The organism is Microbacterium sp. JC 701 (assembly GCF_021026215.1).
Lineage (GTDB): Bacteria > Actinomycetota > Actinomycetes > Actinomycetales > Microbacteriaceae > Microbacterium > Microbacterium algihabitans.
The window spans coordinates 73,920-86,719 of sequence record NZ_JAJNCV010000004.1; the positions used below are offsets into that span (position 1 = coordinate 73,920).

Genomic DNA, 12,800 nt, shown 5'->3' on the forward strand with positions numbered 1-12,800 from the left:
GAACCGTCGTGCGGAGTCGACGGCGACACGCCGCGACCCCGGGCCCGCAGACCGGCGTGTCGGCCTCGAACTCCGCAGGACGGCACCCGGCGGGGCGGCGGGGCGGCGGGAGGATCGGGACGGGGACGGGACCGGGACGGGGACGGGACCGGGACGGGACGGGGACGGCACCGCGCCGACCGCCCCCTCAGGAACCGTCGTGCGGAGTCGACGGCGACACGCCGCGACCCCGGGCCCGCAGACCGGCGTGTCGGCCTCGAACTCCGCAGGACGGCACCCGGCGGGGCGGGCGGGCCGCCGTAAGGGGCGGGGCCGGACGGGACGGGACGCCCGACCGGGCCGGGAACGCCGCGGCCCCGACGCTCCGGAGAACGTCGGGGCCGTGGCATCCGGGGCCGAAGCCGGGATCAGGCGGGGGCGAAGGTCTTCGCGTCGATCACGAAGCGGTAGCGCACGTCGCTCTTCAGCACGCGCTCGTAGGCCTCGTTGATCTGGTCGGCCGAGATGAGCTCGGTCTCGGGCGCGATGCCGTTCTCGGCGCAGAAGTCGAGCATCTCCTGGGTCTCGCGGATGCCACCGATCGACGAACCCGCAAAGGAACGACGGTTGGTGAACAGCGTGAAGACCTGGATGGGCAGCGGCTCCGGCGGGGCGCCGACGTTGACCATCGTGCCGTTCAGGGCGAGCAGGCCCAGGTACTGCTTGAGGTCGAGCGGGGCGCTGACGGTGTTGATGATCAGGTCGAAGCTCTTCTTGAGCTTGTCGAAGGTCTCGTCGTCCTTCGTCGCGTAGTAGTGGTCGGCGCCCATCTTCAGGCCGTCGTCCTTCTTGCTGAGGGTCTGCGAGAGCACGGTGACCTCGGCGCCCATGGCGTGGGCGATCTTGACGGCCATGTGGCCGAGTCCGCCGAGACCGACGACGGCGACCTTCTTGCCGGGGCCGGCGTTCCAGTGGTTCAGCGGCGAGTAGGTCGTGATGCCGGCGCACAGCAGCGGCGCGGCCTTCTCGTAGGGGATCGACTCGGGAACGCGCAGCACGAAGTGCTCGTCGACGACGATCTTCTCGCTGTAGCCGCCCTGGGTGATCGTGCCGTCGACGTCTTTCGCGCCGTACGTACCGATGTTGCCCTTCTCGCAGTACTGCTCCTCGCCGGCGAGGCAGTTCTCGCACTCGCGGCACGAGTTGACCATGCAGCCGACGCCGACGCGGTCGCCGACCTTGTGGCTGGTGACCTCGGAACCGACCTCGGCGACCGTACCGACGATCTCGTGGCCGACGGTCAGGGGGTAGGGCACGTCGCCCCACTCGCCGCGGATGGTGTGGATGTCGGAGTGGCAGATGCCGGCGTAGGCGATGTCGATCAGGACGTCCTTCGGGCCGACGTCGCGGCGCTCGATGGTCGTGGGCTCGAGGGGTGAGGTCGCGGACGACGCCGCGTAGGCGTTGACGTGCATGGGTCTCCTCAGTGGGGGATCGTTGCGGACGGTCAATCTTCTCCCGCCGACGCCGCCGAGGGACGGGCTTGCACGGATGTGCGCGAAGTGTCAGAGGAGGAGGGCCTCAGGCGGCGGGCGACAACAGGGCGGCGAGGCGCGGCAGCTGCGAGGAGTCCTCGAGGGCCGAGCCCACGGCTGCCACGCGCACCCCGGCGTCGAGGTAGTCGGCGACGTTGCCGGCGTCGAGACCGCCCGTCGCGACGAACCGCACGTCGGGGAAGGGTCCGCGGATCACGCGGAACCACGCCGGGGTCAGCCAGGTCGCGGGGAACGCCTTGAGCCAGCGCAGCCCGAGCGAGACGGCGAGCTGCACCTCGCTGGGGGTCGCGACGCCCGGGAGGATCGGGATGCCGTGCGCTCGGGCCGCGGCGACGACAGCGGGGTCGAGCCCGGGCGAGACGAGGTAGCGTGCACCGGCCGCGACGGCGATCGGCACCTGCGCGGGGTCGATGATCGTGCCGGCGCAGACGATCCGCCGGCGCTCGGCTCCCGCGGCGCACACCGCGCGCAGGGCCTCTTCGTCGGCGGGGGTCTGCAGGGGAACCTCGACGTTGTCGATGCCGAGGTCCCACGCGGTCGCGGCGAGCGCGAGCGAACGCTGGCGGCCCATCCCCCGCAGGATCGCCATGAGCGGGGCGGAGGCGAAGGTGTCGTCGAACCAGGCGGCGGTGGCATCGGGAGGGGTCATGCGGGCGTCCTGTCGGGGTGGATGGCGTCGTGCAGCGAGTCGCCGTAGGTGCGGAGGGTGAGCGCGGCGCGCTCGTGGCCGGAGCGGAGGCGATCGGATGCCGTGGCGCCGATCGCCCGCGCGGCGAGGTATCCCCCGGCGAAGGCGTCACCCGCTCCCACGGCGTCGAGAACCTCGACGGGCAGCGAGGGGACGAAGACGCGCTCCTCGCCCGCGAACACCGTCGCGCCGACGTCGCCGTCCTTCACGACCAGCTCGGCGACCTCGGGGAACAGCGCGCGCACGTCGGCGTCGGTGGGAGTACCCCAGAGCACCTCGGCCTCATCGCGGCCGACGAACACGAGGTCGGCCCGAGCGGCGAGGGCACGCAGCACGGGCGCGGCCTCGGCCGCCGACCACAGCGCGGCGCGGTGGTTCACGTCGAAGCTGACGGTGACGCCCTCGTCGCGCGCCCGGCCGATCGCGGCGTCGAGGAAGTCGCGCGCGGTGTCGGACAACGCGGCGGTGATGCCCGAGACGTGCAGCACGTCGACGCCGTCGAGGGCCAGGGTCGCGGCATCCGCCCTCGAGAAGCACGACGCCGCGGAGCCCCGGCGGTAATAGCTCACCCCGCGCCCCGGGTCTTTCACGTACAGCCCGGTGGGGTGCGCCGCGTCGCGCTCGACGAGCGAGACGTCGACACCACGGCCCGCGACCTGCCGCAGCACGCGGTCACCGAGTGCGTCGACGCCCAGGCGGCTCCACCAGCGTGCGGTCACGCCGAGGGCCGCGGCGTGCGCGGCGACGTTCGACTCGGCTCCGCCCGCGTCGACGAGGAAGCCGGTCGCCTCGACCACTCCCGCCCCGTCGGCGGGCGCGAGCATCGCCATCGTCTCGCCGACGGCGAGCAGCACGGGACTCATCAGCGCAGGTCGGTGATGGGCGCGGCATCCATGTCGTCGAACGACTGGTTCTCGCCCGCCATCGCCCACACGAACGAGTACGCGGCGGTGCCGACTCCCGAGTGCAGCGACCAGCTCGGCGAGATGATCGCCTGGCGGTCGCCGACGATGAGGTGACGCGTCTCTTCGCGCTCGCCCATGAGGTGCACGACGCGCGCCTCCTCGGGCAGGTCGAAGTAGAGGTAGCACTCGGTGCGGCGGTCGTGGGTGTGGGCCGGCATGGTGTTCCACATCGATCCCGGATGCAGCTGCGTCACACCCATCACGATCTGGCAGCTCTTCACGCCGTTCTCGTGGATGTACTGGTTGAGCGTGCGGCGGTTGCTCGTGAGCTGGTCGCCCAGCTCGCGGACCGTGCCTTCGCCCGGAGAGACGAGGGCGGCGGGGTAGGCCGTGTGCGCGGGGGCCGAGAACAGGTAGAACTGCGCGCCCGCGGCATCCGCCCCATCGGCGAAGACCACGTCGCGGATGCCGCGACCGAGGTACAGGCAGGCTCCGGTGACGAGCTCGTACACCTCGCCGTCGGCGGTGACGGTTCCGGCGCCGCCCACGTTGACGATGCCGAGCTCGCGGTGCTCGAGGAAGTACTCGCTGCGGATCTCGGGGTAGCCCGTGAGCGGCAGGGGCGAGCCGGCGGGCACCGCTCCGCCCAGCACGATGCGGTCGTGGTGGGTGTACGTCAGGCGCACCTCGCCGGCGACGAAGACGTCGTCGATGAGGAAGCGCTCGCGCAGCTGCGCGGTGTCCATGCCGGGGATCTGCTCGGGGTGGGTGGCGTAGCGCTGGGGGATGGAGGCGGTCATGCGAATCTCCTGGATCGGGGGTGGAAGGGGCGGGCGGCGGCGTGCGTCAGCGGACCAGCCACCCGCCGTCGACGGGGATCACCGCGCCGGTGACGTACGCGGCGGCATCGGAGGCGAGGAAGACGAAGGCACCCTGCAGGTCGGCCGGGGTGCCCCAGCGGGCGGCGGGGATGCGGGCGAGGATCGACGCCTCGCGATCGGCGTCGGCGCGGATGGGCGCGGTGTTGTCGGTGGCCATGTAGCCCGGGGCGATCGCGTTGACGGTGACTCCGGATGCCGCCCACTCGTTCGCCAGCGCCTTGGTGAGCCCCGCGACCGCGTGCTTGCTCGCCGCGTAGCCCGGGACGAGGATGCCGCCCTGGAACGACAGCATCGAGGCGACGTTGACGATGCGCCCCCAGCCCTGGTCGATCATGCGGCGACCGGCGGCCTGCGACAGGTAGAACACCGCGTCGACGTTGACCGCCATGACCTCGTCCCAGTCGCTCGTCGCGTGCTCGGCGGCGGGGGCGCGACGGATCGTGCCGGCGTTGTTGACGAGGATGTCGACACGGCCGAGGGCATCGGCGGCCTCGTCGATCGCGGCGGCGAGCTCGGCGGGCGTGGCCGTGGCGAAGTCGCGCTGCACCGTGTGCACGCGCCGCCCGAGGCCGCGCGCGAGCTCGGCGGTGTGCGAGGCGTCGCCGCGGTCGATCAGCACGAGGTCGGCTCCGGCCTCGGCGAGCGCGAGGGCCGCGCCCTGGCCGAGCCCGCGGCTCGAACCGGTGATGACGGCGACGCGGCCGTCGAGGCGGAAGGTGTCGAGGATCATGCGGAGTCTCCCGGGGGTGCGACGAAGGTGGTGGTGAGCTCGCCGAGGCCCGAGATGCGCACGGTCACCGCGTCGCCGGGGGCGAGGGGCCGGTGCGCCTCTTGGGCGTCGGGGAGCTTCTGCGGCGTGCCCGTCGAGACGACGTCGCCGGGCTCGAGGGTCATGACCTGGCTCAGGTGATGCACGACGAAGGCGACCGAGAAGACGGTCGTCGCCGTCGACTGCGAGACGGTCACGACCCCGTCGCGCACGACCTCGACGAGCAGGTCCTGCGGGTCGACCTCGTCGGCGGTCACGAGCCACGGGCCGAGGGGCGCGAAGCCGTCGAAGCACTTGCCGAGCGCCCACTGGCTCTGCTTGCGCTGCCACGAGCGGTCGGACACGTCGTTGAGCACGGTGTACCCGGCGACGTACGACATCGCCTCGGCCAGAGGCACGGCGTGCGCGCGGCGCCCGATGACCACCGCCACCTCTCCCTCGTAGTCGACGTCGTCGGCGACGGCGGGGACCACGACGGGATCGTTCGGCCCGCCGAGCGTGTTCACCGTCTTCACGAACACGTCGGGCGTGGCCGGGTCGTCGGTGGTCGGGTCGACGCCGTCGGGCACGTGACCGCGGTAGTTGTACCCGAGGCAGGCGAGGATGCGCGGCCGCACCGGCGCGCGCAGGCTCGAGGGGTCGAGGGTCGGCAGGGTCTCGGCATCCGTCGTCTCGATCAGATCCCGGATGCCGTCGAGCTCGGCGAAGAGCTCGCTCAGCGGTCGCGGGCCGAGGTCGAGCACGTGTTCGCCGGTCGCTCCCGCCACGACCGCCACCGACCGCTCGCCGGCGCCGCCGTCGATGCGCGCGAGCCTCACCACACGGGCCGCCAGTCGGGACGCGAGGCGCGCGCGAGCGCCTCGAAGTAGAAGTAGTCGCCCCAGAGGGTTCCCTCGTCGACGCCGACGTTCTTGGGCAGGTCGTAGACGCTGTGCAGCAGCACGGTGTCGGCGTCGTCGGCCCTGGCCGGGGTGTAGTGGGCGATGAGCGAGGTGAGGATGCGCTCGGCCGCCGCGCGCCAGCGGGGCGCGTTCTCGGGGTCGGCCTCGGCCAGCTCGAACAGTCCGCACACCGCGATCGCGCCCGAGGAGCTGTCGCGCGGGGCTTCGGCGCCGTCGTTGTACACGAGGTCCCAGAAGGGGACGTCGTCGGCGGGCAGGTGCGAGAGGAAGTACTCGGCGCACGTGCGGGAGGCCTCGAGCAGCGCCTCGTCGCCGGTGGCGCGGTGGTTCAGCGCGAAGCCGTAGATGCCCCAGGCCTGTCCGCGCGCCCAGCACGAATCGTCGAACGCGCCCTGCTCGGTCGCTCCGCGCAGCGGCTCGCCCGTCTCGGCGTCCCAGTAGAAGGTGTGGAAGGTCGAGCCGTCGGGGCGCAGGATGCGCGTGCGCAGCTCGGCCGTGTGCCGGGACACCACCTCGCTGAAGCGCGGGTCGCCGGTCTGCTCGCCCGCCCACGTCAGCAGCGGCATGTTCATGAGGCTGTCGATGATCGTGCGACCGCGCTGCGCGGGGTCGGCGAGGTCGCCCCAGGCCTGGATGATCCCGGCCGAGGGCAGGTAGCGCGTCATGAGGTGCTCGGCCGCCGACAGGGCGCTCGCGCGGGCCTCGGCGTCGTCGAGGAGGCGCGCGGGCGCCACGCACGACAGCGTGTAGAGGAAGCCGAGGTCGTGGGTGTCGAGGTCGTCCTCGTCGCGCACGCGGCGACCGAAGTCGGCGGCGTGGCCGAGCGCGGCGTCGCGGAACACGTCGTCGCCGGTCAGCTCGTAGGCGATCCACTGCATGCCCGGCCAGAAGCTCGTGGTCCAGCCGCGGTTCGCGCCCTCGGCGAAGCCGGGCACGGCGGGGCGCAGCGGATAGCGGTTCTCACGGGTCGTGTCATCGGGGTACCGCGCGCCGAAGGCGTCGATGTTGGCCCGCACCGTGGCCAGCACCTGCGCGATCGCGCGGTCGGTGTCCACGCGAGCGGTGGGGAGGGAGGTCGTCATCGGGGGATCCTTCAGGTCAGACGGCCACGGCGGCGTCGGCCGGCAGCACGGGACGGAGGCTGAAGCGGGCGTTGGCCCACACCAGGTAGAGAGCGGGGGCGGCCGTCAGGCCCAGGGCCAGCGCAGGGGAGGTCGTGAAGAGCACGGCCTGCCCCGCGAGCACCAGCAGGCTGACGGCGCTGAGATACCAGCGGCGTACGGCGAACACCGCGGCCGTCGACAGCAGCACGCGCAGCGGCGTGCCGGGAGCCTCGACCAGGGCGGTCAGCGCGACCGGCGCGACGGCCAGCGCGAGCAGCACGACGCACAGGCACAACGGCACGACGAGCACGCCCCACGAGGCCGTGGCGACGGCGCGCACGTCGATCAGCGCCAGCGTCACCACGACGGCGGCGAGAGCGCCGATCGCGAGCGACTTGCCGGCGGTCCGGCGCCATCCGGCCCAGAAGACGCGCACGACGCGCCCCTCCCCCATGCCGTGCGCACGGAACGCGGTGAGGGCCCCCGCGAGCGCCGGTGCGCACAGGGGCGCGGTCAGCAGCAGCAGCGGCCAGGATGCCGCGGGGTCGGTCGTCATGGCGACGATGAGGAACGGCGCGCACGCGACGGCCAGCATCACGTTGACGATCAGCCCGAGGTAGACCGTCGCGAAGACGCTCGCGTACGTGTCGTGGGAGATGCGGCGCACGGCTCAGCCCTTCATTCCGCTGGTCGCGATGCCCTCGACGAAGTACTTCTGTCCGAAGAGGAAGACGATCGCGATCGGGACGACCGACATGGTGAGCCCGGCGAACAGCAGGGCGTAGTTGGCGTCGTACAAGGTGCTCACAAAGCTCTGGAGCCCCAGCTGGATGGTCCACAGGTCGGGGCTGCGCAGGTAGATGAGCGGCCCGAGGTAGTCGTTCCACGTGTTCACGAAGGTCAGCAGCGTGAGGCTCGCGATCGCGGGGACCGACAGAGGCAGCATGATGCGGGCCCAGATGCCGTACTCGCTCAGTCCGTCGAGCCGCGCAGCCTCGGAGAGGTCTTCGGGGATGGTGTCGTAGTACTGCTTCATCAGGAACACCCCGAAGGCGCCGAACGCCTGGATCAGGATGATCGCCCAGAGGGTGTTCGAGACCTTGGCGTTGGAGAGCAGGATGAACTGCGGGATCATGTACGACTGCCACGGCACGGCGATCGTGCCGATGTAGACGAGGAACAGCACATCGCGGCCCGGGAAGCGCATGCGCGAGAACCCGTAAGCGGCGAACGAGCCGGTCAGCACCTGCAGGAAGGTGACGACCACCGCCAGCACGAGCGTGTTGCGGATCCACGTCAGCATGCCGGACTGCGTCCAGATGTCGACGTAGTTGCTCCACACCCACGTCTCGGGGAACCACTTCACGGGGGCGCTGAAGACGTCGTTGGGCGTCTTGAGCGAGCTCATGATCATCCAGAAGAACGGCATGAGCAGCGCCACCGCGGCGAGGATCATCACGGCGTAGCCGATGACGCGGCCGATGCGGCGCGCGGGGCGCTTCGCCCCCGCGACGGGACGACGGCGCGGCGGCTTCGCCCCCGCGGTGACGAGCGTGCGGGTGGCGTCGGGAACGAGGAGGTCGGTCATCAGGCGTCCCGCTTCTTGTTGATGAAGAACTGCACCAGGGTCACCACGATGCAGAGGAGGAAGAGCACGATCGAGGCCGCCGAGGCGTACCCGAACTGGTTCTCCTGGAAGCCCTTCTGGTAGATGAACTGCGACAGCACGAGGGTCGACTGGCCGGGTCCGCCCTGGGTCATCACCAGGATCAGATCGAAGATCTTGAACGAGTTGATCGTCAGCATCACCGTGACGAAGAAGGTCGTCGGGCGCAGGCACGGCAGCGTGACGTTGACGAAGCGCTGCCAGACGTTGGCTCCGTCGACGCGGGCGGCCTCGTGCAACTCGCGCGGCACGGTCTGCAGGCCCGCGAGGAACAGGATCATGTAGTAGCCCATGTCGCGCCACGTGCTGATGATGACGACGGCGGGCATCGCCCACTCCGACGAGGTGAGCCACCCCGGCGGGTTCTGCAGGCCGAAGAACCGCAGGATCTCGTTGATGGGCCCGTACTCAGGGCTGAAGAGCAGGTTCCAGACGACCGCGATCGCGACGATAGAGGTGATGTAAGGGAAGAACGCCGCGGTGCGGAAGAAAGCGACTCCGCGCAGCTTGTTGTTCAGCAGCAGGGCGAGTCCCAGCGCGACGATCATCGTCAGCGGGATGTGCAGAGCGGCGTAGTACAGCGTGTTGAACAGGGCGATGCGGAAGCTGCCGTCGCCGAGGAGCCGCTGGAAGTTCGCGATCCCGACGAACGCGGACGACCCGAAGACGTTCCAGTTCGTCATCGACATGTAGAACAACGTCACGACGGGCACGAGCGTGAGGGCGGCGAACCCCACGAAGTTGGGGAGGATGAAGCTCCACCCGATGAGGGTGCTGCGCAGCGTCAGACGGGAGCGGCTCCGCGGCCGGTCCGGCCCGGTCTTCAGCGCCCGCTTGCGGGTGTCGGCGATGGTCGCCATGGTGTCTCCAGGTCTCGAGGGGGTCTCAGGGGTGGCCGGCCCGGGAGCGGACCGGCCACCAGGGGGTGGCGTCAGCCGACGCCGACCTCGCTCTTCACGCGGTCCTGAGCCGTCTTGATGGCGTCGTCGATCGACGTCGACCCCGACATCACGGCGGTGTGCAGGTCGAGCAGGATGTTCTGCACGGCCGCGGTCTTGGCCGAGGTGGGGTTCTCCGGCTTGGTGTCGTGCGTCGACCAGGCGAACTTCGACAGTTCGTCGGTCGGAGCACCCTTGACGGCGAAATACGTGTCGGCGACGGACTCGCTGGTCAGCGCGGGGGTGATGCCCAGACCCGCGAGCACCTGGGCGCCGTCTTCACCGGCGGCGAAGGCGAGGAATTTCTTCGCGGCGGCCAGCTTGGTGGCATCCGCCGCCTTGTTCACGGCGAAGCCGGTCGGGTCGCCGAAGGTCACCGGGGTCTCGGAGGTGCTCGTCGTCGAGGAGTCGAACTGCGGGATGGGCGCGAAGCCCCACGAGAAGGCGTCGGCCTCGCCCTTGGCCTGCTGGGCGATGAGGGTCGCGACGTACCAAGTGCCCATGGGCATCATCGCGGCGGACTGCTTGCCGAACTCGGCCTGGTAGGTCAGCTTGTTGGCGGTGACGGTGTTGTACTCCACCTGCGCACCCGCCGACTGCAGGTCGAGCACGCGCTCGTAGTACGGCTTCATGTAGTCGTACTCGCCGTCGAGGATGTTCACGTCGGGGGTCTGCGCGTTGGCGAAGCCCTGGACGGTGGACTGCCAGCTGTGCTGGTACGTGCCGAGGGCTGCGGAGCCGGCGGCGCCGAGCTTGGTGGTGAGCTCCTTCGCGGCCTTCTCGTAGTCGTCCCACGTCCACGAACCGTCGGGCTCGGCGACGCCGGCCTGGGTGAAGAGGTCCTTGTTGTAGAAAAGCACCCACGAGTCCTGGCGGTAGGGCACCGCCCACGTCGCGCCGTCGACCTGGAACGCGCCGGCGCCGCCGATGCCGTCGGGCAGGCTCACGTCGGAGACGTCGGCCAGCTGGTTGCCGGCCTGGTAGGTGATGAACGACTTGAGGTTCTTCTGCGTGATGATGTCGGGGCCGGTGCCTGCGGCGAGGTCGGCCGTCATCAGGGTGTCGTAGTTGGTCGCGTCGTATTCCTTGACCTCGACGGTGATGTCGGGGTTCTCCTCGTGGAACTTATCGGCGAGGGCCTGGAACTCCGGCGTCGTGCTGAGGCTCCAGCCCGACATCGACAGGGTGACGGGGCCCGACTCGGCGGGCGCCTCGGACGATCCGCCGCTGCAGGCGGTCAGCGACAGGGCGGCGACGATGCCCACCCCGGTCGCGACGATGATCTTGCGCTTCATGCGTGCTGCTCCTTTGCGATTGCGTTCCGGGCGCCGCTTCGGGCCCGAGAGTGCCGGTGCGCCCTACGGGAGGCTCCGGAGTCTGTGAGGGGGGTGCGCGTGCGCAGCCCGTCGGGCCACGTCACCAGCGCGGTCCCGGTGATCTCGTCGAGGTCGAGGGTCGCGACGGTCTCGACCGGCTCGGCGGCCAGCGAGACGAGAGCCGCGAAGGGAACGCCGACGCGCGCGTCCCACGACAGCACCGGCACGGCCGCAACGACACCGAGCGGGCTGGCGTCGCGGCGGACCACCACCTGCGAGGTCGCGTCGTCGACCAGGGCCCGGATGCCGGAGACCCGGTCGTTCGCGCGCGCCTCGGCGGCGCCGGTCGAGGTGAGGTGCGCGGGCTCGGCGGCCGCGATCGGCCACCCGCCCATGCGCAGGCGCAGATCCGACGCGTCGAGGTCGTCGGAGAGCTCGTCGACCGTCACGATGCGGATCTCCCACGGGCCGCGCACGAGGGAGTGCACGCTCATGCGGCCCGCCGAACGGATCTCGCCCGCGAGCCCCGCACCGTGGCGGTGGCCGGTGGGCGAGGGCTCGACCCAGTGCACGTCCGACACGCTCGAGGCGATGCCCACGCCGTCGACGACGCGCACGCCGAGGGGTTCGAGCGCGGTGCGGTGCGTGGCCCGCCCGGCGGCGTCGACCAGCGCGGCGGACTGCTCGAGCGACTCGGTCCACGCGAGGTCGTCGAGCAGGGGCGAGGTGGCGGTCGAGTAGCCGATGCGGGCGTACAGGGGCGAGTCCGCGGTGCGCGCGCCGGGGAGCGATTTGTCGGTGCCGTGGTTGAACACGCGCACGATGCCGTCGGAACGCGTGCCCGAGACGATCCACCCGGCCGCGTCGATCGCGCGCAGGTCGTCGCCCTCTTCGACGGGCAGCGGCTCGTCGGCTGCGGCCCAGACGGGGTGGTCGGCGGGCAGGCAGATGCCGAGCAGGCCCTTGACCGCCCAGTACGGCGAACCGGGGCCGGAGTACGACTGCGCCAGCGCGCGCCACGGACCGTGCCACCCGAGGGTGAGGACGCCCTCGGCATCCGGAGCCCCGTTCCCGGTGAAGTGGTCGATGATGCGTGCGGCGGCTCCGCGCAGGCGCCCCGGGCTGGTCGAGGGAACCTCGGCCATCACGCCGGCCCAGAACGGCGCCGCGGCGGCGAACCGGTAGATGAGGCTGCGGCCCTGCAGCAGGGGCGAGCCGTCGGCGCCGACGAGGTGCAGGGCGTCGAGGAGGAAGCGATCGAGACGCGCGACGTCTGCCGTGGTGCGGCCGCCCGCGAGCTCGGCGGCGCCGGTCATGCGCGGCCACAGCACCGGGTAGACGTGCAGCGCCCAGCCGACGTAGTGGTCGAACGCGCGCTCTTCGCCGTCGGCGAGCCAGCCGTCGGTGCGCACGAACGAGTCGTGCCGGTCGAGGTCGGCGGCGATGTCGTCGGCCGACCAGGGGCCTCCGACCGAGCGGAGGAAGGTCTCGACCACGATGCGGAACCAGACCCAGTTGGTCTGCGGGTAGGTGTCGTCGCCCACGACGGGCGCGAGATAGGCGATGACCCGAGTGCGGGTGGTTTCGTCGAGCCGGTCCCAGATCCAGGGGCGGGTGAGATCGAGCGCCAGGGCGAGGGAGGCCGCCTCGACCTTGGCCTGCGCGTGCTCGTCGATGCGCACCCAGCGGTCGGGGGCCGAGGGGTCGACGCCGGAGCGCACGCCGCGCGTGAAGAAGGCGATGAGGTCGTCGACGCCCTGGCCCTCGGCACCGGCGATGCGCAGACCCGCGAGGAGGAAGACGCGGGAGAAGCCTTCGAGGCCGTCGACGTCGCGACCGTAGCCGCCCTCGTCTCCGGGAAACTGGATGCGTCCGTGGCCGGGCGTCGCGTGCTCCTGCGCGGCGCCGAGCAGCGCGTCGGCGACGGCGAGCCAGTCGTCGCGCTGGCCGCCGGCGAGGCGGGGGAGGGCGTTCATCGCCGCGGGTTCTCCTTTGAAGACCGTCGTCCACCCGCGGGTGTGAGTGAACGATGGCGAGCGTATCAACCAAAAAAGAACACCACAACATGTTTCTTGAATGGTCCTGATCGTTTATGAT

General features: G+C 71.1%; 12 protein-coding genes. All 12 read right to left on the reverse strand.

The window, feature by feature from the left end; genetic code table 11:
• Positions 1-407: 407 nt before the first annotated feature.
• Positions 408-1,454, reverse strand: coding sequence for an NAD(P)-dependent alcohol dehydrogenase (locus tag LPW41_RS14605; protein ID WP_230705241.1), 1,047 nt, complete (start codon positions 1,452-1,454; stop codon positions 408-410).
• Positions 1,455-1,560: 106 nt separating this feature from the next.
• Positions 1,561-2,184 carry a bifunctional 4-hydroxy-2-oxoglutarate aldolase/2-dehydro-3-deoxy-phosphogluconate aldolase gene (locus tag LPW41_RS14610; RefSeq protein ID WP_230705242.1) on the reverse strand — a complete coding sequence of 208 codons (624 nt, stop codon included), beginning with the start codon at positions 2,182-2,184 and terminating at the stop codon, positions 1,561-1,563.
• The gene (locus LPW41_RS14615) at positions 2,181-3,086 is read right to left on the reverse strand and encodes a sugar kinase (protein WP_230705243.1); all 906 of its coding nucleotides are present in this window, start codon (positions 3,084-3,086) and stop codon (positions 2,181-2,183) included. Before LPW41_RS14615 ends, LPW41_RS14610 begins: the two co-directional genes overlap by 4 nt.
• Positions 3,086-3,928 (reverse strand): 5-dehydro-4-deoxy-D-glucuronate isomerase, encoded by an 843-nt coding sequence (kduI, locus tag LPW41_RS14620; RefSeq protein WP_144834622.1) that lies wholly within the window; start codon positions 3,926-3,928, stop codon positions 3,086-3,088. The genes LPW41_RS14615 and kduI overlap by 1 nt, the downstream gene beginning before the upstream one ends.
• 46 nt (positions 3,929-3,974) lie before the next feature.
• A complete protein-coding gene (gene kduD, locus LPW41_RS14625) occupies positions 3,975-4,739 on the reverse strand; it encodes a 2-dehydro-3-deoxy-D-gluconate 5-dehydrogenase KduD (protein ID WP_230705244.1) in 765 nt (254 codons plus the stop codon).
• Positions 4,736-5,596 (reverse strand): fumarylacetoacetate hydrolase family protein, encoded by an 861-nt coding sequence (locus LPW41_RS14630; RefSeq protein WP_230705245.1) that lies wholly within the window; start codon positions 5,594-5,596, stop codon positions 4,736-4,738. Before LPW41_RS14630 ends, kduD begins: the two co-directional genes overlap by 4 nt.
• Positions 5,593-6,762, reverse strand: a complete 1,170-nt coding sequence (locus LPW41_RS14635) for a glycoside hydrolase family 88 protein (RefSeq protein WP_230705246.1) — start codon at positions 6,760-6,762, stop codon at positions 5,593-5,595. Before LPW41_RS14635 ends, LPW41_RS14630 begins: the two co-directional genes overlap by 4 nt.
• 16 nt (positions 6,763-6,778) lie before the next feature.
• On the reverse strand, positions 6,779-7,450 hold the full coding sequence (locus LPW41_RS14640; protein ID WP_230705247.1) for a ferredoxin-NADPH reductase: 672 nt from the start codon (positions 7,448-7,450) through the stop codon (positions 6,779-6,781).
• 3 nt (positions 7,451-7,453) lie between these two features.
• Positions 7,454-8,371, reverse strand: a complete 918-nt coding sequence (locus tag LPW41_RS14645; RefSeq protein ID WP_230705248.1) for a carbohydrate ABC transporter permease — start codon at positions 8,369-8,371, stop codon at positions 7,454-7,456.
• On the reverse strand, positions 8,371-9,309 hold the full coding sequence (locus LPW41_RS14650) for a carbohydrate ABC transporter permease (protein WP_230705249.1): 939 nt from the start codon (positions 9,307-9,309) through the stop codon (positions 8,371-8,373). Before LPW41_RS14650 ends, LPW41_RS14645 begins: the two co-directional genes overlap by 1 nt.
• 71 nt (positions 9,310-9,380) lie before the next feature.
• Positions 9,381-10,682: an ABC transporter substrate-binding protein gene (locus LPW41_RS14655; RefSeq protein ID WP_230705250.1), complete on the reverse strand. Its 1,302-nt coding sequence runs from the start codon at positions 10,680-10,682 to the stop codon at positions 9,381-9,383.
• A complete protein-coding gene (locus LPW41_RS14660) occupies positions 10,679-12,679 on the reverse strand; it encodes a DUF2264 domain-containing protein (RefSeq protein ID WP_230705251.1) in 2,001 nt (666 codons plus the stop codon). Before LPW41_RS14660 ends, LPW41_RS14655 begins: the two co-directional genes overlap by 4 nt.
• Positions 12,680-12,800: the final 121 nt, after the last annotated feature.

What these genes read in the sequence shown, in the direction of transcription:
- LPW41_RS14605 (WP_230705241.1), bottom strand. Translation starts at nt 1,454, where the DNA reads ATGCACGTCAACGCCTACGCGGCGTCGTCCGCGACCTCACCCCTCGAG.
- LPW41_RS14610 (WP_230705242.1), bottom strand. Translation starts at nt 2,184, where the DNA reads ATGACCCCTCCCGATGCCACCGCCGCCTGGTTCGACGACACCTTCGCC.
- LPW41_RS14615 (WP_230705243.1), bottom strand. Translation starts at nt 3,086, where the DNA reads ATGAGTCCCGTGCTGCTCGCCGTCGGCGAGACGATGGCGATGCTCGCG.
- kduI (WP_144834622.1), bottom strand. Translation starts at nt 3,928, where the DNA reads ATGACCGCCTCCATCCCCCAGCGCTACGCCACCCACCCCGAGCAGATC.
- kduD (WP_230705244.1), bottom strand. Translation starts at nt 4,739, where the DNA reads ATGATCCTCGACACCTTCCGCCTCGACGGCCGCGTCGCCGTCATCACC.
- LPW41_RS14635 (WP_230705246.1), bottom strand. Translation starts at nt 6,762, where the DNA reads ATGACGACCTCCCTCCCCACCGCTCGCGTGGACACCGACCGCGCGATC.
- LPW41_RS14645 (WP_230705248.1), bottom strand. Translation starts at nt 8,371, where the DNA reads ATGACCGACCTCCTCGTTCCCGACGCCACCCGCACGCTCGTCACCGCG.
- LPW41_RS14650 (WP_230705249.1), bottom strand. Translation starts at nt 9,309, where the DNA reads ATGGCGACCATCGCCGACACCCGCAAGCGGGCGCTGAAGACCGGGCCG.
- LPW41_RS14655 (WP_230705250.1), bottom strand. Translation starts at nt 10,682, where the DNA reads ATGAAGCGCAAGATCATCGTCGCGACCGGGGTGGGCATCGTCGCCGCC.
- LPW41_RS14660 (WP_230705251.1), bottom strand. Translation starts at nt 12,679, where the DNA reads ATGAACGCCCTCCCCCGCCTCGCCGGCGGCCAGCGCGACGACTGGCTC.